This is a genomic window from Streptomyces sp. NPDC005774 (assembly GCF_042871645.1).
Classification (GTDB): domain Bacteria; phylum Actinomycetota; class Actinomycetes; order Streptomycetales; family Streptomycetaceae; genus Streptomyces; species Streptomyces pratens.
The window spans coordinates 30,284-56,906 of sequence record NZ_JBIAIV010000046.1 but is presented as its reverse complement, the minus strand read 5'-3'; the positions used below and the strand labels follow the sequence as shown (position 1 = coordinate 56,906).

Below are 26,623 nucleotides of genomic sequence, written 5' to 3'. Positions count from 1 at the left end.
GGGGAGAGGTGGGGTTCAGGTTCGGGTGACCTTTATGCGGTACGAGGGGTGCGTGGGTTCTGTGTCGGTCTTTGTCGTCCGTTCGTCGTGCGGTTCCAGCACCGTCACCCGGATTCCCGCCTCGCGGTCGACGAACGTCTCGCCGGGGATGAAGGGGGCGTCGGAGAGTTCCGCGTGGATGTTGGGGCTGCGGGTGCAACCGCCGCTCTCCTGGCGGGAGTCGTAGACCGTGACCGGCCCCATGCCGGTTTCGACGGCGGCGTCGACCTTGTAGATGAGGATGCCGGGCCGGCACACCGCCTCGTCGTTGCCGGCGCGGGTGCGGAACTCGACGGCGTATCCGGAACGCGCGTCCAGCGGGAGGAAGACGAGCTTCGGGCCACCCGGCTCGGCCAGCGGCGTCAGGGCGTACTCCCGTGTGCCCGTGCCCGCCGCGCAGTGCACCTGGCGTGGGTCCAGCCAGCCCATTTTCCATTTGTGCCAGCCGAGCAGGTCGTTGTTGGCGCCCCAGTCCTCGCTCATGATGTCCCAGTGGCCCACGGCTCCGCCGCCCTCGGCGGTGTAGAGGTCGGGCAGGCCGAAGACGTGGCCGTTCTCGTGCGGGAGGACCCGGTAGCCGGTGCGGTCCAGGGAGCCGGAGCCGTCGTCCTGGCGGGAGTAGACGAACGACGCGTTGGCGACCGGGACGCCGTCCGCGGTCGGGGCCTCCGGGTTGCCCGCGAAGGTGACCGACAGGACGGTGTCCAGGGCGGAGGGGCCCGCGTTCGGGGTCATCAGTACGTTCACCAGGTCGTACGACCGGAAGTCCACCTTCGGGTCCGCCGCCGCGACGAGATCGTCGACCAGCTTGCGGTAGCCGGGGTCGAACGGGGCGCCGCGCTCTATGCCGTACTCCCGGAAGGACTTGGGCATCCGCAGCCAGTCCGGGATCGGGCTCTCGGGGCGGTAGTCGAGGCGGCCGTACGAACTGGTGCGGAACCACTCCTGGGTCTGCGGGAAGAACTCCCGGTAGCGGTCGAGGGCCTTGCCCTCGCCGGGGGCGTCCGAGAAGTCGATCATGAGGGTGAGGGCGTGGACGGTACCGGTGGAGGGGACGTACCCGTCGATCGTCGGGATGCCCTCCGACATCTGGACCTCGCGGGCGCTGCCGATCATGCAGGGGCCGTGCGCGGAGGAGCGGGACAGAGCGCTCGGTCCGGCACCTGAGGTCGAGGGGTAGGGGGAGAGGCGGCCGTTGCCGGCCGATGGGGCGACGGCGAGGGTCAGGACGGTCACGGACGTCAGAGCGGCCAGTCGGCGCGGGGATATCCGGCTGCGGGTCGACTGCGGCTGCATGCGGGGGACCTCCGCGCTCCACACGGCAGCCACCGGTCTCCGGCTGCACCCTTTTGATCACCCTCCGTCGGGGGGTGCACGGGCGCGCGTTGGAGGGGCCGATCGTGCGAGCGGTCCGGCAGACACGCAGAGAACGTGACTCAGGTCACATGAAAAGCTTCCGATGGAGGGAAATAACCGGGGACTGCTTCCCCGTTTAGACCTGTGTTCACGCGAAACGGGGAATCCTTCCCCGGATCGCGACAGCAGCTGTGACAGCAGTAACAGTGACCTAGGAGTGCATCGTGCAGACCGCCGCTTCCGTATCGCCCAAGGCGTCCAGGCCCCGCGCCGATGCCCTGCGCAACCGGGAACGGATCGTCACCACCGCCCGGGAGATGTTCGTCGAGTTCGGCGCCGACGTGCCGTTCGACGAGGTCGCCCGCCGGGCCGGCGTGGGCAATGCCACGGTGTACCGCAACTTCCCCGATCGTGAAGCGCTGGTGCGCGAGGTCGTGTGCTCCGTGATGAACCGTACGTCGGAGGCGGCCGAGCAGGCACTCGCCGAGACCGGGGATGCCTTCGAGGCGCTGGAGCGGTTCGCGCACACGGCCGCAGAGGAGCGGATCAGCGCGCTGTGCCCGATGCTCTCCAGCGCCTTCGACCAGCACCACCCCGACCTGGAGGCCGCACGTGTACGAGTCGAGACGCTCGTCGCGCAGATCATGGACCGAGCGAGGGCGGCCGGTCAGCTCCGTGACGATGTGGGGTTCGGTGATCTGCTCATCGGTATCGCCCAGCTCAGTCGGCCGCCGGCCGGTACGGGCTGCCTGAGCGCAGACCGGTTCGTCCACCGTCATCTTCAGCTGTTCCTGGACGGGATGCGGGCCCCGGCCCCCAGTTCCCTGCCGGGTGCGACCGTCACCGTGGAGGACCTGCGCGCGAGCTGAACGATCCCTGACCAAGATCCCGATACCGATCCCGATCCCGATCCCGATTCAGATTTCGATCCACCCCGAACCACTTCAACAACTACCTCAGTAACGACTTCAGTAGCCGGCCCGGCGGCCGTCCCCTGGGCGAGTCGTTCCGTCACGACACCGTTTTTCATCGCAAACTGCGAATTTTTCCGTCATGAAATCCCGAAGTCCCGAAGTGGGTACCCCCATGTCTGAAACAGCCTCAAAAGCTCCCGGCGTACCGGATACCAACCGCTGGAAGGCGCTCGTCTTCATCGCGCTCGCCCAGCTGATGGTCGTCCTGGACGCCACCATCGTGAACATCGCCCTGCCCTCCGCCCAGCAGGACCTGGGCATCTCCGACGGCAACCGGCAGTGGGTCGTCACGGCCTACGCCCTCGCCTTCGGCGGACTGCTGCTCTTCGGCGGGCGGATAGCCGACCTGTGGGGCCGCAAGCGGGCGTTCGTGCTCGGTCTGGGCGGCTTCGCGGCGGCCTCCGCGCTGGGCGGCGCGGCCACCAACGAGGTCATGATGTTCGGCGCGCGTGCCCTGCAGGGCGTGTTCGGCGCGCTGCTCGCGCCGGCCGCGCTGTCCCTGCTCGCGGTGATGTTCACCGACGGCAAGGAGCGCGCCAAGGCGTTCGGCATCTACGGCGCGATCGCCGGTGGCGGTGGCGCCGTCGGCCTGATCCTCGGCGGCTTCCTCACCGAGTACCTGAACTGGCGCTGGACGTTCTTCGTGAACATTCCGTTCGCCGTCGTCGCCGCGCTCGGCGCGTACTTCGTCATCCGTGAGCCGCGCGGCGGCCGCAACCGTTCGCCGCTGGACGTGCCCGGCGTGGTGCTGTCCACCCTCGGTCTGGTCGCCCTCGTCTACGGCTTCACCCGTGCCGAGTCCGAGGGCTGGAGCGACTCGCTGACGATCGGCATGTTCGTCGCGTCGGCCGTCCTGCTCCTGGCGTTCGTCCTGGTCGAGTCCCGGGTCGAGGCGCCGCTGCTGCCACTGCGTGTGGTCACCGAACGCAACCGCGGCGGGGTCTACCTCTCGCTGGGCCTGGCGATCATCGCGATGTTCGGCCTGTTCCTCTTCCTCACGTACTACCTGCAGATCGTCCAGGACTACTCGCCGGTGAAGACCGGGTTCGCCTTCCTGCCGATGGTCGTGGGCATGATCACGGGTTCCACCCAGATCGGTGCCCGGCTGATGACCAGGGTCCCGCCCCGGCTGCTGATGGGCCCCGGCTTCCTGGTCGCCGCCCTCGGCATGCTGATGCTGACCCGGCTGGAGGTCGACACCTCCTACGCCGCCGTGTTGCTGCCCGGCATGCTGCTGCTCGGTCTCGGCATGGGTACGGCGTTCATGCCGGCCATGTCGCTGGCCACCCTGGGCATCGAGCCCCGGGACTCCGGCGTCGCCTCCGCGATGGTCAACACCTCGCAGCAGGTGGGCGGCGCGATCGGTACGGCCCTGCTGAACACGATCGCCGCCTCGGCCACCACGTCCTACATCGCCGACCACATCGGCGGCGCCGCGAGCCGGTCCCAGCAGCAGTTGGTTCAGCTCGAAGGCATGGTGCAGGGCTACACCAGCGCGATCTGGTTCGCTGTCGGGATCCTCGTCCTGGCCGCGGCCATCGCCCTGACCCTCATCAACGCCGGCCGCCCGGGGAGCACGGTCACCGGCTCCTCCGACGATGGCTCCAGGGTCGCCGGGGGTGCCGAGGAGGACGTGGCGGTGCCGATCATCGCCCACTGACGGCCGGCCGCGCGGCCTTCACCAGCCACTGGCCTTCACCGCCCACCGCCGGCCCTCACCGGCCCTCACCGGCCCTCACCGGCCAGTACCTTCGGGCCACCCGTACGGAGGGGGAGGGGACGCCTCCTCCGTACGGCTTCCAGGACCTGCCCCGGTTCCGCGCTCAGCGGAGCCAGGGCAGGTCCGCACCCGCTTCGCTGGGCTGCAGACCCTCGGCGACGATCTCCATGATCTCGCCGAGGACCTTCTGCTGTCCGGGGGTGAGCCGGTCGAGGAACGCCTGCCGCACGGCCTCCACATGGCCCGGCGCGTTCCGGCGCAGCACCTCGAACCCTTCGTCCGTCAGTACGGCGAACTGGCCCCGCTTGTCGGACGGACAGTTCTCGCGACGCACCCAGCCGCTCTTCTCCAGGCGGGCCACGGCGTGCGAGAGCCGGGAGCGGGTGATCTTCGCCAGCATCGCCAGTTCGGTCATGCGCAGCCGCCGTTCCGGCGCCTCGGCGAGCTTGACCAGCAGACTGTAGTAGAGGTGCGGCATGCCCGCGTCCCGCTGGAGCTGGCGGTCGAGGTGGTCCTCCAGGAGGGTGCTGGCCTCGATGTACGAGCGCCAGACGCGCTGTTCCTCGGCGCTGAGCCAACGGGGTTCGTCGGTGCCTGCCGGGCCGGGTGCCGAACCCGGTGCCGCTGCGGAAGTGAGTGCCGTCGTCATGTACTCCACTGTAAAGCCCTTCTCCTTGAATGTTAAACAAAATTGCGCTAGGGTCTGGGGCATAGGTTGAGGTTTCAAGTAAAAAGCTTCATCCGCCCACCAGCCAAGCCAGCCGGATCTGCACCGATCGCCGGAAGGAGTCGCAGCCATGACCGCCGCCACTCAGGAACGCATGCCCGCCCTGTACCTCAGCCATGGCGCCCCGCCCCTGGCCGACGACCCCATCTGGCCCGGTGAGCTGGCCGCCTGGTCCGCCGGCCTGCCCTGCCCGAAGGCGATCCTCGTCGTCTCCGCCCACTGGGAGGAGGCCCCGCTCGCCCTCGGCGCCACCGAGACGGTCCCCCTCGTCTACGACTTCTGGGGCTTCCCCGAGCACTACTACCAGGTGAAGTACGGCGCCCCCGGCGCTCCCGCGCTCGCCGACTCCGTACGCAAGCTGCTGCGTGCCCCCGGCATCCCGGTCCAGGACGTGCCCGACCGTGGGCTGGACCATGGCGCCTACGTCCCGCTGGTCGAGATGTTCCCCGAGGCCGACATCCCGGTGCTCCAGGTCTCCATGCCGACCCTGGACCCGGTGAAGCTCATGGACATCGGACGCAGGCTCGCACCGCTGCGCGACGAGGGCGTACTGATCGTCGGCTCCGGGTTCTTCACCCACAACCTGGCCGCGCTGCGGCAGGGCGGCATCCCCAGGTGGTCGACCGAGTTCGACGACTGGGGGCACCGGGCGCTGGACGCCGGTGACGTGGACGGGCTGCTCGACTTCACCCGCAAGTCCCCGGCGGGCATGCTCGCCCATCCGCGTACCGAGCACTTCGCACCGCTCTTCGTGACCATGGGCGCGGCGGACGCCGCCGGTGACCTGGACACGCAGAAGTCGGTGATCGACGGGTTCTGGCTGGGGCTGGCCAAGCGGTCGGTGCAGTTCGGCTGAGGACACCGGGGCCAGGCCGGGCCCGGCTGGGCCGGGGTCTGCGCCCGGTCCTCGGACGGCCACTGGCTCCTGGACGGCCGTCGGCTCCCGGACGGGACGACCACCGGCTCCCGGACCGCTGCCGGTTCCCGGACGGCCGTCGGCTCTCGCGTGCCGGACCCCCGGCGGCCGCCGGCCGTGGCGCCGGCGGCCGCCGGCTACAACTCCTTCTCGTACCAGGCCACGTCCCAGTAGCGGCCGAACTTGCGGCCCACCTCGCGGTACGTGCCCGTGTGCCGGAAGCCGAGGCGCTGGTGCAGCCGGGTGGATGCCTCGTTCGGCTGGGCGATGCCCGCGTAGGCGCGGTGCAGGTCCTCGCTCGCCAGGGCCTCGAGCAGGGCCGTGCAGAGCAGAGTGCCGATCCCGCGGCCTCCGGCGTCCGGGGCGACGTGGACCGTCGTCTCCACCGACGTCGCGTAGGCGGGCTTCGCCCGGAAAGCGCTGGACGTGGCGTAGCCCAGAACCCGCTCGGAGTTCCCGGTTGTGGTCGCGGCCGTGGCAACCATCAAGCGGTACGGGCCGTCTACAGGGTGGGAGAGCAGCCAGGGGCGGCGTTCTTCAGGGGTGAGGACCGTGGTGTCGAACGTGATGGCCGTCTCGCGCGCGTACTGGTTGTACAGATCGGTGAGCGCTGTCAGATCACCCTCGGACCCTGACCTGGGCCTTCGCATACTCCGACGCCATCTCGCCCTCCTGCGGCTCGACAGGATACTGCATGATCAGAAAATTCGAGGGTCGGGTGGGGAATTCTGTCCGGATTCCAGTCGTTGTTTCCAACAGATGCCGGGCACCCGAGCAGAGTCCGAAGTGAGAGATCGAGACCCTGGACCTGACGTACGTGCCGGGCATCCGCAGAACCGCCCGCCGACCTCATCACCGTAAGGGAGCAAGCATGGCAACCCGTGCCGTCGCCCGTCGTAAGTCCGCCTCCGGCGAGACGGCCGACTCGGCAAGCAGTGTTCGCGCCCATCGTGGCGAGATCGCCGACCGTGACCTGGTCGGTATGTACCTCGACGAAATCGCGCGCACACCGCTGCTCGACGCCGCCAAGGAGGTCGAGCTGTCCCAGATCATCGAAGCGGGTGTGTTCGCGGGGCAGATCCTTGATGGCACCGAGGAGAACAAGGTGGGGGCCACCACCGAGGAGCTTCAGAAGCTGTACGACGCGAGCGAGCTGGCCAAGGACGTCTTCATCCGCTCCAACCTCCGCCTGGTCGTCGCGGTGGCCCGCCGCTACCCCCGCAGCGGTCTGCCCCTGCTCGACCTGATCCAGGAGGGCAACGCCGGCCTGGTGCGCGCGGTCGAGAAGTTCGACTACCGCAAGGGCTTCAAGTTCTCGACCTACGCCACCTGGTGGATCCGTCAGGCCATCACGCGGTCGATAGCCGACCAGTCCCGCACCATCCGCCTGCCCGTCCACCTGGTGGAGGAGCTGGGCCGGATCCGGCGCGTGCAGCGCGAGTTCAACCGTGAGCACGGACGGGACCCGGAGCCCGGTGAGATCGCCGCCGAGCTCGGTTCCACACCGGAGCGGGTGACGGACGTGCTCGACTGGGCCCGCGACCCGGTCTCGCTGAACATGCCGGTGGACGACGAGGGCGAGACCCAGTTCGGCGACCTCCTCGAGGACACCTCGGCGGTGTCGCCGGAACAGTCGGTGCTGACGCTGCTGCGCAGCGAGGAACTGGACGACCTCATCGGCCGCCTCGACCAGCGCACGGCCTCCATCATCAAGATGCGGTACGGCATCGATGACGGCAGGGAGCGCACCCTGACGGAGGTCGGCAAGCAGCACGGCCTGACCCGCGAACGGATCCGCCAGATAGAGAAGCACGCGCTGATGGAACTGAAGAAGTTGGCCCGCGACACCGGGTTCGACGCGGCGGCGTAGAGCCGATGCGGGGCCGGTGCAGGGCCCTTGGGGGCGCCGGGTGACGAAATACGGCGCAAACATGACGTCCTGACACCGCTTCAATCCGCTGGGCCAGGGAACAAGAATGCAGAGCGCAGGAATTCGGGTTACGAGATCCGGGGACGGAAAATCTCCGTCGGAAGATCTCCGGGTCTCGGCCTCCTGGACGACTCTCCTGAACCACGTCCCGTCGCACCACCCCCCCGGCGCCGGGACTTCCCAAGCCGGGTCCGGCACCCTCCCCCCGGGTGCCGGACCCGGTTTTCCCTTGTGCGGGACGGGAAAGCGGGCCACCCCGAACCTGAACCCCGGGGTGGCCCGCCAGATGGCAGATTGTGCCACATGGGCATACCCTGCCGGGCGTGAGCAGCAGCACCCCACCGTTTCCTCCTGTCTCGTTGACCGAGCGGCGCAAAGCCGAGACCCGGATGGAGATCGCCCGCGCGGCGGCCGGTCTCTTCGTCCGCCAAGGGCTGAAAGCCACCCGGGCCGAGGACATCGCACAGGCGGCGGGCATCGCCCCGCGCACCTTCTACCGGTACTTCGCAGCCAAGGAAGAAGCCGTCGTCCCGCTCTACGAGGCCGGCGCCCGGCGCTGGGTGGAAGCGGTGCGGGCGGCGCCGCCCGGGACGTCCGTACCGCAGGCCCTTGAGGACGCCGTGCGGTCCACGCTGAGGCCGGGTGCGGGGATGTCGTCGGATTCCTGGGTGTGGGCGCGCACCCTGATCCGGCTGGCCCACTCGAACCCCTCCCTGCGCAGGGTGTGGGCGGAGGTCTGCCAGACGTCGGAACGCGCGCTGGCGGAGGTCCTGGCGGCACGGGTGCCCGTCGGCGCGGCAGCCGGCGACAACGATGCCGAGCATGCCGACCGCGCAGCGCACGTGGACGACGCAGGTAGCGCCGACAGTGCCGACAGTGCCGACAGTGCCGAGCGGGTCGACGGTGCTGCCGTGGACGCGCGACTGCGCTTTGCCGCCGCCGTCGCGATCGCCGCCGTACGCGCGGCCGTCGAGGCCTGGGCGGCGGACGAGGGTACGGGCGAGGACCCGCCGGGGCCGGCGGAACTGGCCGTGGCCAACCTCGCGGCGCTGCGGGACTTCCCGTGGGACGCTCTGACGGAGTCCTGACGGTTTCCGGATGACGTCCTGACGGGACGGCCGCTGCCGCGCGCCCTGGAGGCCGCCCGGCAGCGGCCCCTTCTCATGCCGCCCGAGCATCCCTGCCCGCCCGAGCCGTCCTCATGCCGCCCACTGACCGGCCCGAACCGCCCGAACCGCCCGGGGTGCCCGAGTCGCCGAAGTCTGCGGACTTGCCGATGGTGGAAAGGGGTGGGTCGAACTCGTGTCCTACTTGAATTCAGGCCTTCCTGTTCGAACCCTGCTCGAATCCTGGCCGCGCTGGCCGCGCTGGTAGGCGCGCCGGAGGGAAAGGGTGTCGAGCGCGGCCCAACGTCCGTTCATGCCCGATTAGGCCCGTTCTTGTTTACTTTCCGGGGTACTCGTCGTAACCTTCAAGGAAAGCCACACGTTCGGGCATGCTTCGGAGGTGAGTGGACATGTACGCACCAGAGCGACAGCAGGAGATTCTGCGGCTCGCCCGGGACGGCGGCCGGGTGGATGTGGTTTCGCTGGCCGAGCAGTTCCAGGTGACGGCGGAGACGATCCGCCGGGACCTGAAGGCCCTCGACCGCGCGGGAGTGGTCCGCAGGGTGCACGGCGGGGCCATCCCGGTCGGACGCCTGGACTTCGAGCCGGACCTCGCCGAGCGCGAGACCACGGCCGCCGGTGAGAAGGACCGCATCGCCAGGGCCGCCCTCGCTGAGATTCCGAACGAGGGCACGATGATCGTCGACGCCGGTTCGACGGTGGCGTTGTTCGCCGCCGCCCTGCCGGTGGAGTTCTCGCTCACCGTCGTCACCCACAGCCTGCCCATCGCTGCCCGGCTCGCCGACCACCCCGGTATCCAGCTGCACTTGGTCGGGGGCCGCGTACGGCACCGCACGCGGGCCGCCGTGGATGCCTGGGCGCTGCGCGCGTACGGCGAGATCCGCGCGGACGTGCTGTTCGTCGCGGCGAACGGCTTCTCCACCGGACACGGCCTGACCACCCCCGACCTCGCCGAGGCGGCGGTGAAGCGCGCGGCCATGGCAGCCGCCCGCCGTGTGGTGCTGCTCGCCGACTCCTCCAAGCACGGCCAGGAGCACTTCGCCCGCTTCGGCGGCCTGAACGACGTGGACCTGCTGATCACCGACAGTGGGCTGAGCCCCGAAGACGCCCTCGCGATCGAGCGCGGCGGCACGGAAGTAGTGCGTGCATGATCCTCACCGTCACCCCCAACCCGTCCCTGGACCGTACGTACGAGGTGCCCGCGCTGGAGCGTGGCGAGGTCAACCGGGCCACCGGCGAACGTGTGGACCCGGGCGGCAAGGGTGTCAACGTCTCCCGCGCCGTCGCCGCGGCCGGCCGGCGCACCGTCGCCGTGCTTCCCCTGGGCGGCGCACCGGGCGCCGTGGTCGCCGAACTGCTGGACGCGCAGGGCATCGAGGTCGCGCCGGTGGCGGTGGCCGGGGCCACCCGGTCCAACATCGCGCTCGCCGAGGCGGACGGCGTCCTGACGAAGATCAACGCGCCGGGCCCGGAGCTGACCGCGGCCGAGCAGGAGCTGCTCCTGGAGACCGTCCACCGGCAGTCGCGGGGCGCCGACTGGATCGCCTGCTGCGGCAGCCTGCCGCGCGGCCTCGCACCCTCCTGGTACGCCGAGCTGGTCGAGCGGGCGCACACCGCGGGCGTACGCATCGCCCTGGACACCTCCGGGCCCGCGCTGGTCGCGGCGCTGCGCGAGCGGCCCGACGTGGTGAAGCCGAACGCCGAGGAACTCGCCGAGGCCGTCGGGTGTCGGCTGATCACCGTGGGCGACGCGGTGAAGGCGGCCGAGGAACTGCGCGGGATGGGCGCCCGGACCGTGCTCGCCAGCCTGGGCGCCGACGGCCAGGTGCTCGTCGACGAGCACGGCGCCTGGTTCGGCACCGCCCGGGTGGACGTCGTCCGTAGCAATGTGGGTGCGGGCGACTCCTCGCTCGCCGGATTCCTCATCGCCGGCGGGCGCGGTCCGGAGGCGCTCGCTTCGGCGCTCGCCCACGGAGCGGCGGCCGTCCAGACCCCCGGCAGCGTGATGCCAGCGCCGGGAGACCTGGACCCGACCGCGGTGACGATCACGGCAAGGGTGCCGGTGGACCGCGTATTGAAGGAGCCGGTCACATGAGCACCGATGTTCGTACCGCTCCGCTCCTCGCGACCCTCGTGACCTTCGCAACCCTTTCAGCTCCCACAGACCCCACAGACCCCACAGACCCCCACCGCAGCACCGTCCCCATTCCCCCTTCCGCCCACCCCACGTCAAGGGCGATACGCGTGCAAAGGAGCCCGCGATGAGCGAGATGATCACCGCGGATCTGGTCGACCTCGACCTGTCCGCAGACACCAAGGAAGCGGCGGCGCGAGCCCTCGCCGAGCGGATGGTGACCCTGGGCCGGGTGACCGACCTGGAGGGCTTCCTCGCCGACGTGGCCGCCCGTGAGGCCCAGATGCCGACCGGCCTCGACGGCGGTATCGGCATCCCGCACTGCCGCAGCGAGCACGTCACCGAGCCGACGCTGGGCTTCGGGCGCAGCACCGCCGGGATCGACTTCGGTGCCGCGGACGGGCCCGCCGACCTGATCTTCCTGATCGCCGCCCCGGCCGGCGCGGACGACGCTCATCTGACGATCCTTTCCTCGCTGGCGCGGAAGCTGATGAACGCCGAGTTCACCGACGGGCTCCGGGCGGTCGGCGACGCCGAGGGCGCCGCGGCGCTCATCCGCGGGGACGAGCAGCCGACGGCCGACGGGACCGGGACCGCCACGGCGGACACGGCCGGCTCGGGGGCCTCCGAGAGCCCCGACAGCCCCGAGGGCTCCGGCGCCACCACGAACTCCACGGACTCCGTGGTGGCGCCGGTGGCGGCCTCCGCCGGTGCCACCACGGGTACTACCGGCGCAGCCTCCACGGGGGCAGCCTCTACGGGCGAAGGAACCCCGGATGCGGGCGCGTCCGACACAGGCGCCTCCGACGAAGGTGCGTCCGGTGAGGGCGCGCGTCCCTTCCGGATCGTCGCCGTCACCTCCTGCCCCACGGGCATCGCCCATACGTACATGGCGGCGGAGGCGCTGGAAAACGCCGGCCGGGAAGCGGGTATCGAGATCGCGGTCGAGCCGCAGGGCTCGGGGGGCTTCACCCGGCTCGACCCGGCCGTGATCGCGGCGGCGGACGGCGTGATCTTCGCCCACGACGTGCCCGTCCGGGAGAAGGAACGCTTCGCCGGCAAGCCGACCGTCGACACCGGCGTCAAGGCGGGTATCAACCGCCCCGCCGAGCTGATCGCCGAGGTCCGGGGGAAGGCCGAGCGCGGTGAGGCAACCGCCGCTGCCGCATCGGGCGACACACCCGTGGACCGCACCGGTGAACCCGGTGAGGGCTACGGCACCAAGCTGCGCAAGTGGCTCATGTCCGGCGTCAGTTACATGGTCCCGTTCGTCGCGGCGGGCGGTCTCCTCATCGCCCTCGGCTTTGCGATCGGCGGCTATGAGATCAACCAGGCGCCATCGGTGATGGAACACTTCGTGTGGACCCAGGCCGACAGTTGGGGCGCCCTGCTCTTCCAGATCGGCGGCGTGGCCTTCGGGTTCCTCGTCCCGGTCCTGGCCGGCTACATCGCGTACGGCATGGCCGACCGGCCCGGACTCGTGCCCGGCTTCGTCGGTGGTTCGATCTCCCTCACCATCAACGCCGGGTTCCTCGGCGGTCTCGCGGCCGGTCTGATCGCCGGTGCGGTCGTGCTGGCGATCCAGCGGGTGCGCATCCCGGTGGCGTTGCGCGGCATCATGCCGGTGGTGGTGATCCCGCTGATCTCCTCGGCGGTGGTCGGCTTCCTGATGTTCGTGGTGATCGGCAAGCCGATCGCCGGGGCGCAGAACGCCATGACCGACTGGCTGAACGGCCTCACCGGCACCAACGCCATCCTGCTCGGCACCCTGCTCGGCCTGATGATGTGCTTCGACCTCGGCGGCCCCGTCAACAAGGTCGCGTACACCTTCGCCACGGCCGGTATCGCGGTCGCCAGCCCCAGCGACTCCGCGATGAAGATCATGGCCGCGGTGATGGCGGCCGGAATGGTCCCGCCGCTGGCGATGGCCCTGGCCACCACGGTCCGCGGCAAGCTCTTCAACCGGACCGAGCGGGAGAACGGCAAGGCCGCCTGGGTCCTGGGCGCCTCCTTCATCTCCGAGGGCGCGATCCCGTTCGCGGCGGCCGACCCGCTGCGCGTGATCCCCGCCTCGATGGTGGGCGGCGCGGTCACCGGAGCCCTGTCGATGGCCTTCGGCGCCACCCTGCGCGCTCCGCACGGCGGCATCTTCGTGGTCCCGCTGATCGGCAACCCACTGCTCTACCTGGTCGCCATCGCGGCGGGCGTCTGTGTCACGGCGGCTCTGGTGATCCTCCTGAAGGGCCTGCGCAAGACGGTTCCGGGAGCACCCGGCACGACCAACGGCGAGGGCTCGGCGGCCTCGGCAGCGGAATCGAAGCAGCCGGTCGCCGCGTGACACGGGAGCCGGCAACACGGACGTCGGTAATACGGACGTCGGTAATACGGACGTCGGCAACGACGAAGGACGGTACCGACGGAAGACGGTAATGACGGCGAACTTCCTCAATGGGCATATGTGGGACTTTCGCAGGCAAATGAGCTAACTGCGATATAGATCACGTTCATCACGGTCCGGGACCAAAGTCCCGGGCCGTGATGTGTACTGGGCCCATGCCTGAGCACGACTCGATCTTGAGAGTGACGGGCGCCACCGCCCTCACCCTGGTGGCCGCGGCCTGCACAGCGGGCCTGGCCGGTGTCCTACGGCGGGACCGCAGGCGGGTGCGGGGGAGTGGCGTCGGCTTGCGGGTGCGGACGCGGATGCGGGCGCTGGCCCGAGCGGGAGCGTATTGGGGGGACAGGGGGCCGGGACGGCGGGATGAGGGCGTCGGCCCCCACCCGGATCAAAAGCCGGATCAAAAGCCGAGTCGGCATCCGGGGCCGCATCCGGGGCGTGGTGTTCCGGGGCCGCAGGAGTTGCGGGCCCTCCGGACGATTCCGTCTCAGCGGCGAACGGGCCCCCAGGCGGAGCAGGTGCGGCTCACTCCGGCCGAGCGTGAGGCGTTCGCCCTCCTGATGCGGGGCTTCGCCGGTGGCCGGGAGGAGTGATGGCGGCGGATCGGGCGGCCTGGCTCTGCTCAGGAAACCTGGTTCGCACGCTGCTCCATCGCGTCCCGGGCGGCTTCGTCGGTGACGTACACCTCGCACATGTGCCGCCCGTCGGGCGTGGCCGTGTGCTCCACCTCCCAGAGGGAGACCTCCGCACCGTCACGCAGCAGGAACGCGTGCTCGTACAGCGAGAAGGACGGCCCCGAGCGCCCCGGCCCGCCCGCGGCGGACGGGCGGCCGAAGGCCTGGGTGATCTGGTGGGCGGATGCCGTGGACAGCAGCGCGGCCGTCCGAGGCCCCGGACGGTCCGTGTTCTCCGCCCGGCGCAGTAAGCGGCGCGCGTGGTCCGCCGAAGCGTCGGGGACATAGACGGGCAGGGGTGCGGGGATCCGGGACAACTGCACCACCACCGGCAGTTCGAAGTCCGGGGTCTCCGGAGGCAGCGGCAGCCGGGCGGTGGCGACGCCCAGTTCCTCCTCGTCCGCGTACACCTCGTGCTGGGGCTCGCTGCCCGGGGCCGTGTTGTGGACCAGCTCCCAGAGTGTGAGCGCCGAGCCGTCGGCGAGCAGCCAGGTGTGCCGGTACGTCTCACGGTGCAGGCCCGCACTGTGGTGCGCGGAGTGCAGCGAACTGTCGTGCGCCAGTGCACAGTCGAGCAGGCGTATTGCCTCGTCGGGCAGTTCGAAGGAGTTCAGGGCACGGCCGAGTAGTCGCGCGAGATGCTCCTCAGGAGACTCGGGCGAGTCGGCTGGTTCGTACGCTGCCGTCTCGTACGGAACGCTCAAGGCTTCTCCCGGCGTTGCTGCATGTCACCTTGTGGGTGCATACCGTAGCCTCTCGGGCGGACATCATGTCCGGGAACTGAGAAAATGTATGGCGTCAAAACGAACCGACCGCGCGAAGAATTCCCGTCCGTCCCCGGCGGACCTCCGTACCCCCTGCTCAGGCGCCACTCCTGGTGCTTCCGGCCGGGCCGGCGGCCGCTGATCACGCAGTCCGCCCAGCGGTCGGCTCCCTCCGCTCACCGGACGTCCCCGCTGCCCTGCCTGGCTCCCCGACGCTTCCCCGTCCGGGGCGCCCCACGCCTCCCTGTCCGGTTCGTCACACAACTACCCGTACGGCTTACCCGTGCAGCTATCCGTACAGCTCCTCGTACGACGGCCAGACTCCGCCCGGTCCGTCCACCGAATCGGCCGCGCGCAGGGCCCGTACGATCGCGCGGGTCACCAAGTCGGCGCCCGCAGCGAGGATCTCGTTCAGGGCGAGAGGGTTCGCGGTGTCGAGCGGGCGGGTGGCCGTGGCGAGGGCGAACACCGTGTCCCCGTCGTTGAGCAGATGCACCGGCCGTACCGCCCGCGCGATGCCGTCGTGCGCGGTGCCGGCCAGCTTCTGCGCCTGCGCCTTGGACAGGTCCGCGTCGGTGGCGACCACCGCGAGCGTGGTGTTGAGCGGCTGCGGCCCGTTCCGCTCCGCGAGGCCGGCGAGCCGCCGGAGCGCCGCCTCGTGTACCTCCGGATCGGGATGGAATACCCGGCCGCCCCGGAACAACTCGCCGTACAGCGTCCCCGTTTCCGGGTCCAGTGCCGAGCCCGCCGCATTGGCCACGACCAGCGCGGCCACCGTGATCCCCGAGTCCAGCATCGTGCTCGCGGTGCCGATCCCGCCCTTCACCGCTCCGACCACGGCCCCCGTGCCGGCGCCCACACACCCCTCCGGTACCCGTTCCCCCGGCGCGGTCGCCGCTGCCGCCTCGACCGCCGTGCGCCCCGTGGCCGCGTCCGGCCGGGCCCGGAAGTCCCCGCCCCGGCCCAGGTCGAAGACGCAGGCGGCCGGCACCACCGGCACCACGTGCGCGGGATCCGGGCCGACGCGCACCCCGCGCCCCCGCTCCTCCAGCCAGGCCATCACCCCGGACGCCGCGTCAAGTCCGTAGGCACTGCCCCCGGTCAGGACGACCGCCTCGACCCGCTGCACGAGGTTGCGGGGATCGAGCGCGTCGGTCTCCTTCGTACCGGGACCGCCGCCACGCACATCCACGGCGGCCACGGCCCCGCCCTCGGGCGCGAGCACCACCGTGGTGCCGGTGAGCAGGCCGTCTCCGGTACGGGTCGCGTGCCCCACGCGCACACCGGCCACATCGGTCAGAGCGTCAACAGTCATGGCGTCAGTCTCGCGCGGTCACCGCCGGAGCAAGGAGTCGCCACCAGGGAACAGTCGCTGTCGGGGGTAGGTTCCGCCGGAGCCGTATTCTGGTCGTATGAGCACTGCCCCCGATCCCCGGCCGCGCGAGCCGAAGCCCGCGCTGGTCTTCGACGACCCGCTGGACCAGCAGTCCACGGACGACACGGACCGGGGGTGGGGCGACCGTCCGTCCGGCGACAGTGCGTCGGACCTGAAACGCTTCCTCGACGAGAAGCCGCCCCACCACATCTGACCCGGGAGCCGTGCAGGCCGGTGCCGGCTATCGCTCGCCGTACCCCGGGCCCTGGCCACGACCCGAGCCGCGCTGCGCGACCAACTCGTCGCGGATCTCCTTGAGCACCTCGAGCTCGGAGATCTCGATGATCTCCTGCGCGCCTTCCTTCGCCTTCCTGCGGGCCTCGACCCGGGCCAGGTACCGGGCCATCGGCATCACCATCAGGAAGTAGACGACCGCAGCCGTGATCACGAACTGGAGCGTCGCGCCGAGTACCGAACCCCACAGGATCTTGACGCCCGTCGCAGCATCGCCGGTGCCCTTGCAGGAGCCCTTCAGACACGAGCTGTAGCTGTCCAGGTTCTGCGTGCCGAAGGCGCCGACCAGCGGATTGATCATGCCCTTCACCACCGCGTTGACGATGTTGGTGAAGGCGGCGCCGATGACCACGGCGACGGCCAGGTCGATGACGTTCCCACGCATCAGGAAGGCCTTGAAGCCCTGCCAGACGCCGGTTTCGTTCTTCTCGCTCAACCCGGAGCTCCATCTTGTATGGGTGACGTGGGGGATCAAACGCTCCGCAACCTATGTCAGCGCCCCACCGGACGGTCCACTTGGGTCCTTCGAACGAGGTACTCGACACGACACCCGCGAAATCGGCAGAGAAGGAACCGCTCACCACAGGGTCACCGCCAGCCGTGCTGTGGCGCTCGCGCCGACGAGGTCGGCCGCGGCGGCCCGCGGAACCGACAGCACCACCAGGGCCCCGCCCGTGCCCATGTCCTCCAGGGTCTTCGGCACCTCGGTGACCCGCGCCCCACGCGCGACCACACGGGCCTCACCGCCTGTCACCCGCTCCTCGGCGGCGATGACATCGACCCGGTCGCCCGGCCGCAGCAGTCGCACGGTGGCGGCGTCGGCGATCCGCACCGGCGCCGTGACACGCGCTCCCGCGCGCCGTGCCCGTGCGACACGGTCTCCCGTGGACACCGCCGGCCCGGCATACGTGCTCGAAGCGCTCTCGGGATGCCCGCGCGACCGGTCTGCCTCCCGGGGGCCGCCCGCCGCCACCAGTGCCACTGCCGTGACGGCGAGACCGGCCGCCGCCACCCGCCTCCGGTGCCGGGCCGCCCGGGCCGACCGCAACAGTCCGCCACGCACCCGCACCGGTGCGAAGTGCGGCACCTCGCACCGTGGGGGGACACCGGCCCCGGGCGGGTACGGAACTACGGCGGGGCGGGAGGGGGAAGCCGAGGGAGTCGGCGAGGGGGCGGAGTAATAGGGGGAGGAATGGAAGGTGGACCGGGCGGAGGAGGGAAGGGGCCGGAGCGAGGGCTGACGCAGAGACGGGGGAGGGAACGACGGCGGAAACGACACGGGAGCACCACCTGCGACGAGGGATCGGCTTGCGGACCCCACGATGGGGCTTCCCGCCGTTCTCCGCCGGAGCCTGTGGACAGACCACGGCCTGGGGAAAACTCCCTCACCCGGTCGTGCGCCGCGACCCGGCCGTGCGTCGCGACCCGGCCGTGCGTCGCGAGCCCCGCGGCGGCAGCCCTACGGCAGCGCGAACCCCGGATCCATCCCGCCCAGCGCGGAGGCGCACAGGCAGTCCCGTTCCTCGGTCGCCGGCAGCGCCGCCACCGCGTCGAAGAGCACGTTCCGCAGCCGGTCCACGTTGTCCGCGAACACCCGCATCACCTCGTCGTGCGAGACGCCCTCGCCGGCCTCGGCACCGGCGTCGAGGTCGGTGACCAGGGTCAGGGACGTATAGCAGAGCTCCAGCTCACGGGCGAGCGCCGCCTCGGGGTGGCCGGTCATGCCCACCACCGACCAGCCCTGCGCCTGGTGCCACAACGACTCGGCGCGGGTGGAGAAGCGGGGCCCCTCGACCGCGACCAGCGTGCCGCCGTCCACCGGCTCCCAGTCCCGACCGCGCGCCGACTTCAGGGCGGCGGCCCGGCCGGCGGGACAGTAGGGGTCGGCCAGCGACACGTGCACGACGTTCGGGACGGTGCCGTCGGGCCGCGGCAGCCCGTCGAAATAGGTGCCCGCCCGGGACTTCGTACGGTCCACGAGCTGGTCCGGGACCAGCAGTGTCCCCGGCCCGTACTCGGGCCGCAGTCCGCCCACCGCGCACGGCCCGAGCACCTGGCGCGCGCCGACCGACCTGAGCGCCCACAGGTTGGCCCGGTAGTTGATCCGGTGCGGCGGCAGATGGTGGCCGCGTCCGTGCCGGGGGAGGAAGGCGACCCGTCGGCCGGCCAGTTCACCGAGGAAAAGGGAGTCGCTGGGCGCCCCGTAGGGGGTGTCCACCTGGACCTCGGTCACGTCGTCGAGGAAGGAGTAGAAACCGGAGCCGCCGATCACGCCGATCTCGACGTTCGCCTTGTTCGCCATGCTCCGCACCCTAACCGGCCCCGGAAACGCCGAGGACCCCGTCGTCCGACGACGACGGGGTCCCGTAAGGATTCGGCCTCAGGCGGCGGTACTGCCGGCGGTGCTGCTGGAACTGCCGGACCCGGACGACGAGCCGGAGCCCGAGCTCGAGCCGGAGCCCGAGGAAGAAGACGAGGAGTCCGAGGAGGAACTCGTCGACGAACCGGACGCCTTCGACGCCGGGGTGCTGCTCGACGAGGAGCCGCGGCTGTCGTTGCGGTAGAAGCCGGAGCCCTTGAAGACAACGCCGACCGCCGAGAACACCTTCTTCAGGCGCCCCTGGCAGTCCGGGCACTCGGTCAGAGCGTCATCGGTGAACTTCTGCACCGCCTCGAGGCCCTCGCCGCACTCGGTGCACTGGTACTGATAGGTGGGCACTGTCTTCCTCCTGGCACTCTCACTCGATGAGTGCTAACGATCGCCAATGGTAACCCGTGCCGCAAGTGATCGGCGTAACGTGCGTCACCCCGCCACGGGCGGCAGCCGGAGCGTGACCCTCATGAGGACGGGCCTCCGTACGTGCTCGGCGCGTGTCCCGGACGCGCTTTGCGGCGTGGCTTCCCAGGCGGGGAGCCGCATCGGTGGTGTTGTCACGGCTCCGCGCGTGTGCCTGGGTAAACCCGGCGGGCCTGTGCGACGGCCTGTGCGGCGGTCTGCGAGTGCGTCACATCTCACTGATCACATCTCGCATCTCGCTGCTCGCATCTCGCTGCTCACCGATCACCGATCGCTGATTGCGACGGGATCGCGCCGGGCCGCGCCGCGCGTGACCTCGCGGGTCGCCCGGGGCGGCACCAGCCGTGACCGAAGGGTCAGCAGTGTCACCAGGGCGAGCACCGTGCCGCCCATCGGCACCAGGAACCCGGCACCGGACCAGAGATTGTCCTCCAACTGCCCGGAGACCGTGACCGCGGCGGCCTGGCCGAGTGCCACCGCGCCGGTCAGCCAGGTGAAGGCCTCGGTGCGGGCACCGGCCGGGACCAGGTCGTCCACCAGTGTGTATCCGGTGATCAGGGCGGGCGCGATGCACATGCCGACCAGCAGGCCGAGCCCACCGAGGAGCAGCGCGGAGTGGGCGGTCCACAGGGCGGAGGCGGTCACCGCGAGCGCCACGTATCCGATGACCAGGCGCCGCTCGGGGGCGGCCTTCCAGACGATGGCGCCGCAGGCGATGCCGGAGAGCATGTTTCCCGCGGCGAAGACGCCGTACAGGACGCCGTTCAGTCCGGGTTCGCCGATCGACTCGGTGTACGCGGCCAGTGACACCTGCATACCGCCGAAGACGGATCCGATGCCCAGGAAGATGACGATCAGGACGCGTACCCCGGGGACGCGGAGCGCGGGAACGTGTTCCACGCGCGCGTGCCCCCGGGCGGCCACCTCGGGCTGCGTGCCCTTCTGCGCGGCGAACAGCAGGCCGCCGACCAGGGTCAGCGCCGCCTCGGTCATCAGGCCCGCCGCCGGGTCCACGGCCGTGCACAGGGCGGTGGCCAGCAGCGGTCCGACGACGAAGGTCAGCTCGTCGGTGACGGACTCGAAGGCCGCCGCCGTGGTCATCAGCGGGGAGTTCTTGAGCTTCACGCCCCAGCGGGCGCGCACCATGGGCCCGACCTGGGGCACCGAGGCGCCGGTGGGCACAGCGGCGGCGAACAACGCCCACAGGGGGGCGCCGTTCAGCGCCAGCGCGGTCAGGGCCAGTCCGGACAGGGTGTGCACCAGGACGCCGGGGACGAGGACGGCGCGCTGTCCGTAGCGGTCGGCGAGCCGGCCGCTGTAGGGCGCGAACACGGCCATGGAGACGCCGGTGACCGCCGCGACGGCGCCGGCCACGCCGTACGAACCGGTGGTGTGCTGCACCAGCAGCACGATGGAGAGGGTGAGCATCGCGAACGGCTGGCGTGCCGCGAAGCCGGGGAGCAGGAACGTCCAGGCGCCGCGCGTGCGCAGCAGTCGGCCGTATCCCGGACGGGAGGTGGCCGCAGAGTCCTTCGACGTGGTGACCGTGGATGCCACGGCCCGTGCCTTTCTGCCGCCTGGTGGCGCGTGGGCCCTTGATGTCGGGCGCGCCGAGAGCTGTCCTCTTGCGCTGACTGCGGTAGATGCCGGTGCCACAGCTCAGGGCGCGCCGGCCGCCATACGGTCGCGCCAGCTCTGCGTCAGGCAGAGTTGGTTCGATCTGGGTACCGTTCGCATGGTACAGGCGCTTCCAGGTATCCACAGGTGTCAGGTGCTTGTGACCCTGTGAAAGCGGGCACAGGGAGGCCGTGTCCCTGTGAATGGTGGATCGTGACCCGACCCGACCCGACCCGACCCGACCCGACCCGACCCGACCCGACCCGACCCGACCCGACCCGACCCGCACACCGCAGCGCGAGAGGCGACGTGGGAGTCGGCGTGAAGGCGACGCGAACGACGCCGGAAGCGACGTTTCGGCCCCTGGTTCCGCCCGTCCGGTCACCCCCCGGGCCGCGCCCCGTCCGTCCCCAGCCAGCCGGCCAGTTTGCCGCCGCGGCCCACCGCGCGGAGGCGGCGTTCGGCGGCGTCCCGGACCGGGTCGGTGGCGACGACGAGGAGTTCGTCCCCGCGCCGCAGCATCGTCGTCGGCCCCGGAACGAACGAGGTGCCCCCGCGCACGACGAGCGTGACGGCCGCCCCCTTCGGCAGCCGCAGTTCGCCGACCTCCACACCGTGCATCCGCGACCCCTCCGGGATGCCGACCGACAGCAGGTGTCCGCGCAGCCGCTCCAGGGGCGCCGACTCGATGCCCAGGTCGGCGGCCTCCGCGTCCTCGCCGAGGCGCAGCTTGAGGGCCAGCCACGGCAGCGTCGGCCCTTGGACGAGGGTGTAGACGACGACCAGGATGAAGACGACGTTGAAGATCGACCGGCTGCCGGTGACGCCCTCCACCATCGGAATCGTCGCCAGGATGATGGGCACGGCACCGCGCAGCCCCGCCCACGACATCAGCGCCTGCTCCTGCCAGGGCACCCGGAACGGCGCCAGGCTCAGGACGACGCTCAGCGGGCGGGCCACCACGGTCAGCACCAGCCCGATGATCAGTGCGGGCACGATGTCGTCGCCCAGTTCGTGCGGGGAGACCAGCAGGCCGAGCAGGACGAACATGCCGATCTGCGCGAGCCAGCCGAGCCCTTCGGCGAATCCGCGCGTGGCGGGCCAGTGCGGCAGCTTGGCGTTGCCCAGCACCATCGAGGCGAGATAGACGGCGAGGAAGCCGCTGCCGTGGGCCATGGCGCCCGCGGCGTACGCGGTGACGGCGATGGCCATGACGGCGATCGGGTAGAGGCCGGAGGCCGACAGCGCCACGTGCCTGAGCCCCAGGGAACCCAGCCAGCCCACCGCGATTCCGATGACGGCGCCGATGGCCAGTTCCAGGGCGATCTCGCCGAGCAGGACGTACCAGTGCTCGATCGGACCGGCCGTGGAGAAGGCGAGCACCAGGATGACCACGGGAGCGTCGTTGAAGCCGGACTCGGCCTCCAGCGTGCCCGTCACCCGCGAGGGGAGCGGAATGCGCCGCAGTACGGAGAAGACGGCCGCCGCGTCGGTCGAGGACACCACCGCGCCGATGATGAGCGCCTGTTGCCACTCCAGCCCGATCAGGAAGTGCGCGGCCGTCGCGGTGACACCGACGCTCGCCGCGACACCGACGGTGGCGAGGGCGGCGGAGGCGGGCAGGACGGGTTTGATCTCCGTCCACTTGGTGCCCAGGCCGCCCTCGGCCAGGATCACGACCAGGGCCGCGTATCCGATGACCTGCGTCAGCTCGGCGTTGTCGAACTGGATGTCACCGAGGCCGTCCTGGCCCATGGCGACGCCGATGCCCAGATAGACGAGCAGGCTGGGGAGCCCGCTGCGCGAGGAGATCCGGACCGCCGCGACGGCGACGAGCAGGACCAGCGAGCAGACGAGCAGGAGCTGGTTGAGGTGGTGGACAGTCGTGGACGTTCCCTTCACTGGCACCCGCGCGGTGCACCCGAGCTCCTGTCCGGGGCCCGGGTGACCGGCGCGTTCACGGCAACTGCTTCGTTACCTTACCTAAGTCTTGACGCCTTCTTGACGCGTGCCCCTGGCATCATCGAACGTCAGTCCGTGCTGGTACCCGACTCCGCGTCAAGTGGCGGAGGGCCCTGCGCCTATCGTTGCTCCAGCGCTCAGTTAAAAGCACAGCCCGCCCTGCCGCTCGCGTAAGGACAGCAAGGACAGCGATGCCCCCCAATACCACCGCCTCCACGGGTCAGCAGCCCGGCAAGTCCGGCAGGAAAAAGGGGCGCAAAGCCCGCCTGATCGTGTTCGTCCTGGTGCTGGCACTGATCGGTGGTGTCGTCTACGGGGCGTACTGGTCGGTCAGCACCGTGCGTGCCTCCTTCCCGCAGACCAAGGGCTCGATCACCCTCGAAGGCCTGGCGGGTCCCGTCGACGTCAAGCGTGACGGCTACGGGATCCCGCAGATCTACGCCTCCTCCGACGAGGACCTGTTCATGGCGCAGGGCTACGTCCAGGCGCAGGACCGGTTCTACGAGATGGACGTCCGCCGGCACATGACCTCCGGGCGCCTGTCGGAGATGTTCGGCAAGAGCCAGGTCGAGACCGACGAATTCCTGCGCACCCTGGGCTGGGACCGGGTCGCGAAGGAGGAGTACGAGAAGAAACTCTCCCCGGCGACGAAGAAGTACCTCGACGCCTACGCCAAGGGCGTCAACGCGTATCTGGAGGGCAAGGACGGCGCCGGCATCTCCCTGGAGTACGCGGCGCTGGGCTTCACCAACGACTACAAGCCCGGCGCGTGGACGCCGGTGGACTCCCTGGCCTGGCTGAAGGCGATGGCCTGGGACCTGCGCGGCAACATGCAGGACGAGATCGACCGCGCCCTGATGACCAGCCGCCTGGACCCGGAGCAGATCGCCGACCTGTACCCGGCGTACCCGTACAGCCGGAACAAGCCGGTGGTGCAGGAGGGCCAGTACAACGAGCTCACCGGGACCTACGAGTCGGGCGGCGGGGAGAGTGGCAGCGGCACGGGTGACGGCACCGGCGTCGACCCGGGCACGGGCGCCGGCACGGTGGACCCCGGCACCGGCGTGGAGGGCGCGTCCGGAGCGGGCACGGCGGACGGAACCGCGGGCACCGCAGGCGGCACCGCCGGCACCGGGAGCGGTCTGGAGGGCCAGATGACGGGTCTCCAGCAGGTCCTGCAGGACCTCCCGACCGCCGTCGGCGTCAACGGCGACGGCATCGGCTCCAACTCCTGGGTCGTCTCCGGGCAGCACACCATCACCGGTGAGCCGCTGCTGGCCAACGACCCGCACCTGTCGCCCGCACTGCCGTCCGTCTGGTACCAGATGGGCCTGCACTGCCGCAGCGTCTCCGCCACGTGCCAGTACGACGTCTCCGGCTACACCTTCGCGGGCCTGCCCGGCGTGATAATCGGCCACAACGCGGACATCGCCTGGGGCCTGACCAACTCCGGGGTCGACGTCACCGACCTCTACCTGGAGAAGATCACCGGCGAGGGCTACCAGTACGGCGGCAAGGTGGTCCCGTTCAAGTCCCGCGAGGAGACCATCAAGGTCGCCGGCGGTGACTCACGGAAGATCGTCGTCCGGGAGACCAACAACGGCCCGCTGCTCTCCGACCGGTCCAAGGACCTGGTGCGGACCGGCAAGAAGGCCACCGTCGACTCCGCCGCACCCGACCGGGGCGACGGCTACGGCGTCTCCCTGCGCTGGACCGCGCTGGACGCCGGACGCACCATGGACTCCGTCTTCGCGATCAACCGCGCGAAGGACTGGGACGGCTTCCGCGAGGCGGCCACCCTGTTCGAGGTGCCCTCGCAGAACCTCGTCTACGCGGACACCGAGGGCCACATCGGCTACACGCTGCCCGGCAGAATCCCCACCCGCGCGGAGGGCCACGACGGTTCCATCCCGGCACCCGGCTGGAACCCCGAGTACGAGTGGACCGGCTGGATCGAGCAGGACGAACTGCCCTACGAGTTCGACCCCGACCGCGGCTACATCGTCACCGCCAACCAGGCCGTGGTCGATCCCGACGCGTACCCGTACACCCTGACCACCGACTGGGGCTACGGCGCCCGCAGCCAGCGGATCAACGATCTGATCCAGTCGAAGATCAAGGACGGCGGCAAGATCTCCACCGACGACATGCGGCAGATGCAGCTCGACAACAGCAGCTCCATCGCCAAGCTGCTCGTGCCCGAACTGCTCAAGATCGACGTCAAGGACCCGGCCGTACGCGAGGCGCAGAAGCTGCTGGAGGGCTGGGACTACACCCAGGACGCCGACTCGGCGGCGGCCGCCTACTTCAACTCCGTCTGGCGCAACACCCTCAAGCTCGCCTTCGGCCACAAGCTGCCCAAGGAAGTACGGGTCAAGGGCCAGTGCCTGTGGGTCGACCCGGTCGACCCGGTCGGCCCCGCCGAGGAGCGCGTCAAGGTCCGCGAGTGCGGTCTGCGCGAGGCGGACCAGGCCCAGCCCGACGGCGGCGACCGCTGGTTCGAGGTGGTCCGCACGCTGATGGAGGACGAGGACAGCGACTGGTGGACGACCCCGGAGTCCGGCACCCGCGAAGCCGCGGAGAACCGTGACGAGCTGTTCAGGCGTGCCATGGTCGACGCGCGGTGGGAACTCACCGCCAAGCTCGGCAAGGACATCGACACCTGGAGCTGGGGCAGGCTGCACCGCCTGTTCCTGAAGAACCAGACCCTGGGCACCGCCGGCCCCGGCTTCGTGCAGTACGCACTCAACCGCGGCCCCTGGAAGCTCGGTGGCGGCGAGGCCACGGTCAACGCCACCGGCTGGAACGCCGCCGGCGGCTACGGGGTGGTGTGGGTGCCGTCGATGCGGATGGTGGTCAACCTCGGCGACCTCGACAAGTCGCGGTGGATCAACCTCACCGGCGCCTCCGGCCACGCCTACAACGCCCACTACGTCGACCAGACGGACAAGTGGGCCGACGGCGAACTGCTCGAGTGGGCCCACTCGGAGAAGGCGGTCGAGAAGAGCACCGAGGACACCCTGCTGCTCAAGCCGTGAACGGGCGCTGAGCCGACCGCTCGTTCGATACGTGAAAGCGGCCTCCACACACGCGTGGAGGCCGCTTTCACGTGGGCCGCTCTCAGGTGGAGGCCGCTTCCCGTGGGCCGGCTCGGCCGAACCGCCGTACCCCCGACGGCGTCACCACCGCGTGCACCGGACGGTCGTGGGGCTCCTCGGGAACCCGTTCCACGACCTCCGTGTCGTACAGCAGCACCACCAGTGCCGGGTGCGCGTCCGCGCGTTCCAGCCGGGCCAGCACCCGGTCGTACGAGCCCCCGCCGCGTCCCAGCCGCATCCCGCGCGCGTCGACGGCCAGGCCCGGCAGCAGCACCACGTCCGCCCCGGTCACGGCGTCCGGCCCGAGGCGTTCCCCGGACGGCTCGAGCAGCGTCATCCGCCCGCCGCCGTGCCGCACGCGCGTGAGGGACTCCCCGCCGGTGTACGGGCCCCAGTCCAGGTCGTTGTCGGGGAGCAGAGCCGGCAGCAGTGCGCGTACGCCCCGGGCGCGCAGTGCGTCCAGGAGCGCGGAGGTGCCGGGCTCACTCCCCACGGAGACGTACGCCGCCACCGTGCGCGCGTGCGACAGTTCGGGCAGCCCGAGCGCCCGGCCGGCCAACGCGGTCGCGGAATCCCGTACGTCATCCGCCGTCAACTTTCCCCTCGCCAGGAGGATTTCCTGTCGCAACGCCCGCTTGCCACGATCGTCCGCACGTTCGTTCTGTCTCAACTCTGTCCCCGTACCGTCTCAATATGCTCATATGATCATTAAATGTGCGGA

22 protein-coding genes are annotated in these 26,623 nt (G+C 70.5%); 10 read left to right on the top strand and 12 right to left on the bottom strand.

All coding sequences use genetic code 11. From position 1 onward, the window contains the following. Nucleotides 1–15: 15 nt before the first annotated feature. A complete protein-coding gene (locus ACFYQA_RS30840; RefSeq protein ID WP_388924798.1) occupies nt 16–1,335 on the bottom strand; it encodes a M6 family metalloprotease domain-containing protein in 1,320 nt (439 codons plus the stop codon). A gap of 284 nt (nt 1,336–1,619) precedes the next feature. Here ACFYQA_RS30840 and ACFYQA_RS30835 point away from each other — a divergent pair, with 284 nt between their 5' ends. Together ACFYQA_RS30835 and ACFYQA_RS30830 are read left to right on the top strand one after the other, a co-directional pair. After that, nucleotides 1,620–2,264, top strand: coding sequence for a TetR/AcrR family transcriptional regulator (locus ACFYQA_RS30835; protein WP_388924795.1), 645 nt, complete (start codon nt 1,620–1,622; stop codon nt 2,262–2,264). A gap of 217 nt (nt 2,265–2,481) precedes the next feature. Further along, the gene (locus ACFYQA_RS30830; protein WP_388924792.1) at nt 2,482–4,029 is read left to right on the top strand and encodes an MFS transporter; all 1,548 of its coding nucleotides are present in this window, start codon (nt 2,482–2,484) and stop codon (nt 4,027–4,029) included. A 163-nt stretch (nt 4,030–4,192) separates the two neighbouring features. On the opposite strand, the gene ACFYQA_RS30825 is transcribed toward ACFYQA_RS30830, so the two are convergent. Next, entirely contained in the window at nt 4,193–4,738 is a 546-nt protein-coding gene (locus tag ACFYQA_RS30825; RefSeq protein ID WP_388924790.1) for a MarR family winged helix-turn-helix transcriptional regulator, read from the bottom strand. A gap of 148 nt (nt 4,739–4,886) precedes the next feature. On the opposite strand from ACFYQA_RS30825, the gene ACFYQA_RS30820 reads away from it, so the two are divergent. Further along, nucleotides 4,887–5,672 (top strand): dioxygenase, encoded by a 786-nt coding sequence (locus ACFYQA_RS30820; protein ID WP_388924787.1) that lies wholly within the window; start codon nt 4,887–4,889, stop codon nt 5,670–5,672. Between the two features lie 197 nt (nt 5,673–5,869). On the opposite strand, the gene ACFYQA_RS30815 is transcribed toward ACFYQA_RS30820, so the two are convergent. Beyond that, entirely contained in the window at nt 5,870–6,382 is a 513-nt protein-coding gene (locus ACFYQA_RS30815; RefSeq protein WP_388924784.1) for a GNAT family N-acetyltransferase, read from the bottom strand. Nucleotides 6,383–6,603: 221 nt separating this feature from the next. On the opposite strand from ACFYQA_RS30815, the gene ACFYQA_RS30810 reads away from it, so the two are divergent. The 5 genes from ACFYQA_RS30810 to ACFYQA_RS30790 all read left to right on the top strand — a co-directional run bounded on the left by ACFYQA_RS30810 (nt 6,604) and on the right by ACFYQA_RS30790 (nt 13,261). Continuing rightward, nucleotides 6,604–7,602: an RNA polymerase sigma factor RpoD/SigA gene (locus ACFYQA_RS30810; RefSeq protein WP_388924781.1), complete on the top strand. Its 999-nt coding sequence runs from the start codon at nt 6,604–6,606 to the stop codon at nt 7,600–7,602. A 383-nt stretch (nt 7,603–7,985) separates the two neighbouring features. Further along, nucleotides 7,986–8,750 carry a TetR/AcrR family transcriptional regulator gene (locus ACFYQA_RS30805; protein WP_388924778.1) on the top strand — a complete coding sequence of 255 codons (765 nt, stop codon included), beginning with the start codon at nt 7,986–7,988 and terminating at the stop codon, nt 8,748–8,750. 428 nt (nt 8,751–9,178) lie between these two features. After that, nucleotides 9,179–9,940 (top strand): DeoR/GlpR family DNA-binding transcription regulator, encoded by a 762-nt coding sequence (locus ACFYQA_RS30800; RefSeq protein ID WP_386400230.1) that lies wholly within the window; start codon nt 9,179–9,181, stop codon nt 9,938–9,940. Then, nucleotides 9,937–10,884, top strand: coding sequence for a 1-phosphofructokinase (pfkB, locus tag ACFYQA_RS30795; protein ID WP_388924775.1), 948 nt, complete (start codon nt 9,937–9,939; stop codon nt 10,882–10,884). Before ACFYQA_RS30800 ends, pfkB begins: the two co-directional genes overlap by 4 nt. A 166-nt stretch (nt 10,885–11,050) precedes the next feature. Beyond that, complete coding sequence (locus tag ACFYQA_RS30790; RefSeq protein WP_388924772.1) at nt 11,051–13,261, top strand: fructose-specific PTS transporter subunit EIIC; 2,211 nt, start codon at nt 11,051–11,053, stop codon at nt 13,259–13,261. A 682-nt stretch (nt 13,262–13,943) separates the two neighbouring features. On the opposite strand, the gene ACFYQA_RS30785 is transcribed toward ACFYQA_RS30790, so the two are convergent. Beyond that, nucleotides 13,944–14,699 (bottom strand): DUF6227 family protein, encoded by a 756-nt coding sequence (locus ACFYQA_RS30785; RefSeq protein ID WP_388924769.1) that lies wholly within the window; start codon nt 14,697–14,699, stop codon nt 13,944–13,946. A gap of 349 nt (nt 14,700–15,048) precedes the next feature. Continuing rightward, nucleotides 15,049–16,074, bottom strand: a complete 1,026-nt coding sequence (locus ACFYQA_RS30780) for a P1 family peptidase (RefSeq protein WP_388924766.1) — start codon at nt 16,072–16,074, stop codon at nt 15,049–15,051. Between the two features lie 97 nt (nt 16,075–16,171). Here ACFYQA_RS30780 and ACFYQA_RS30775 point away from each other — a divergent pair, with 97 nt between their 5' ends. Next, nucleotides 16,172–16,348 (top strand): hypothetical protein, encoded by a 177-nt coding sequence (locus ACFYQA_RS30775; RefSeq protein WP_386400238.1) that lies wholly within the window; start codon nt 16,172–16,174, stop codon nt 16,346–16,348. A gap of 27 nt (nt 16,349–16,375) precedes the next feature. On the opposite strand, the gene mscL is transcribed toward ACFYQA_RS30775, so the two are convergent. The 6 genes from mscL to ACFYQA_RS30745 form a co-directional block, all read right to left on the bottom strand. Then, nucleotides 16,376–16,864, bottom strand: a complete 489-nt coding sequence (gene mscL / locus ACFYQA_RS30770; RefSeq protein ID WP_388924763.1) for a large conductance mechanosensitive channel protein MscL — start codon at nt 16,862–16,864, stop codon at nt 16,376–16,378. Between the two features lie 141 nt (nt 16,865–17,005). Beyond that, on the bottom strand, nt 17,006–17,515 hold the full coding sequence (locus ACFYQA_RS30765; RefSeq protein WP_388924761.1) for a hypothetical protein: 510 nt from the start codon (nt 17,513–17,515) through the stop codon (nt 17,006–17,008). 372 nt (nt 17,516–17,887) lie between these two features. Continuing rightward, nucleotides 17,888–18,730: an S-methyl-5'-thioadenosine phosphorylase gene (locus tag ACFYQA_RS30760; RefSeq protein WP_388924758.1), complete on the bottom strand. Its 843-nt coding sequence runs from the start codon at nt 18,728–18,730 to the stop codon at nt 17,888–17,890. A 78-nt stretch (nt 18,731–18,808) separates the two neighbouring features. Further along, the gene (locus tag ACFYQA_RS30755; RefSeq protein ID WP_388924755.1) at nt 18,809–19,147 is read right to left on the bottom strand and encodes an FmdB family zinc ribbon protein; all 339 of its coding nucleotides are present in this window, start codon (nt 19,145–19,147) and stop codon (nt 18,809–18,811) included. Nucleotides 19,148–19,489: 342 nt separating this feature from the next. Beyond that, nucleotides 19,490–20,782: an MFS transporter gene (locus ACFYQA_RS30750; protein ID WP_388924752.1), complete on the bottom strand. Its 1,293-nt coding sequence runs from the start codon at nt 20,780–20,782 to the stop codon at nt 19,490–19,492. A 441-nt stretch (nt 20,783–21,223) separates the two neighbouring features. Continuing rightward, nucleotides 21,224–22,750: a potassium/proton antiporter gene (locus ACFYQA_RS30745; RefSeq protein ID WP_388924749.1), complete on the bottom strand. Its 1,527-nt coding sequence runs from the start codon at nt 22,748–22,750 to the stop codon at nt 21,224–21,226. A gap of 245 nt (nt 22,751–22,995) precedes the next feature. On the opposite strand from ACFYQA_RS30745, the gene ACFYQA_RS30740 reads away from it, so the two are divergent. Continuing rightward, the gene (locus ACFYQA_RS30740) at nt 22,996–25,842 is read left to right on the top strand and encodes a penicillin acylase family protein (RefSeq protein WP_388924746.1); all 2,847 of its coding nucleotides are present in this window, start codon (nt 22,996–22,998) and stop codon (nt 25,840–25,842) included. Between the two features lie 82 nt (nt 25,843–25,924). Here ACFYQA_RS30740 and ACFYQA_RS30735 read toward each other — a convergent pair whose 3' ends face one another. Further along, the gene (locus ACFYQA_RS30735) at nt 25,925–26,572 is read right to left on the bottom strand and encodes a 5-formyltetrahydrofolate cyclo-ligase (protein WP_388924743.1); all 648 of its coding nucleotides are present in this window, start codon (nt 26,570–26,572) and stop codon (nt 25,925–25,927) included. Nucleotides 26,573–26,623: the final 51 nt, after the last annotated feature.

Coding starts and splice junctions, on each gene's coding strand:
- ACFYQA_RS30820 (WP_388924787.1), top strand. CDS start 4,887: ATGACCGCCGCCACTCAGGAACGCATGCCCGCCCTGTACCTCAGCCAT.
- ACFYQA_RS30800 (WP_386400230.1), top strand. CDS start 9,179: ATGTACGCACCAGAGCGACAGCAGGAGATTCTGCGGCTCGCCCGGGAC.
- ACFYQA_RS30815 (WP_388924784.1), bottom strand. CDS start 6,382: ATGCGAAGGCCCAGGTCAGGGTCCGAGGGTGATCTGACAGCGCTCACC.
- pfkB (WP_388924775.1), top strand. CDS start 9,937: ATGATCCTCACCGTCACCCCCAACCCGTCCCTGGACCGTACGTACGAG.
- ACFYQA_RS30740 (WP_388924746.1), top strand. CDS start 22,996: ATGCCCCCCAATACCACCGCCTCCACGGGTCAGCAGCCCGGCAAGTCC.
- ACFYQA_RS30790 (WP_388924772.1), top strand. CDS start 11,051: ATGAGCGAGATGATCACCGCGGATCTGGTCGACCTCGACCTGTCCGCA.
- ACFYQA_RS30825 (WP_388924790.1), bottom strand. CDS start 4,738: ATGACGACGGCACTCACTTCCGCAGCGGCACCGGGTTCGGCACCCGGC.
- ACFYQA_RS30775 (WP_386400238.1), top strand. CDS start 16,172: ATGAGCACTGCCCCCGATCCCCGGCCGCGCGAGCCGAAGCCCGCGCTG.
- ACFYQA_RS30840 (WP_388924798.1), bottom strand. CDS start 1,335: ATGCAGCCGCAGTCGACCCGCAGCCGGATATCCCCGCGCCGACTGGCC.
- ACFYQA_RS30830 (WP_388924792.1), top strand. CDS start 2,482: ATGTCTGAAACAGCCTCAAAAGCTCCCGGCGTACCGGATACCAACCGC.
- ACFYQA_RS30780 (WP_388924766.1), bottom strand. CDS start 16,074: ATGACTGTTGACGCTCTGACCGATGTGGCCGGTGTGCGCGTGGGGCAC.
- ACFYQA_RS30810 (WP_388924781.1), top strand. CDS start 6,604: ATGGCAACCCGTGCCGTCGCCCGTCGTAAGTCCGCCTCCGGCGAGACG.
- ACFYQA_RS30760 (WP_388924758.1), bottom strand. CDS start 18,730: ATGGCGAACAAGGCGAACGTCGAGATCGGCGTGATCGGCGGCTCCGGT.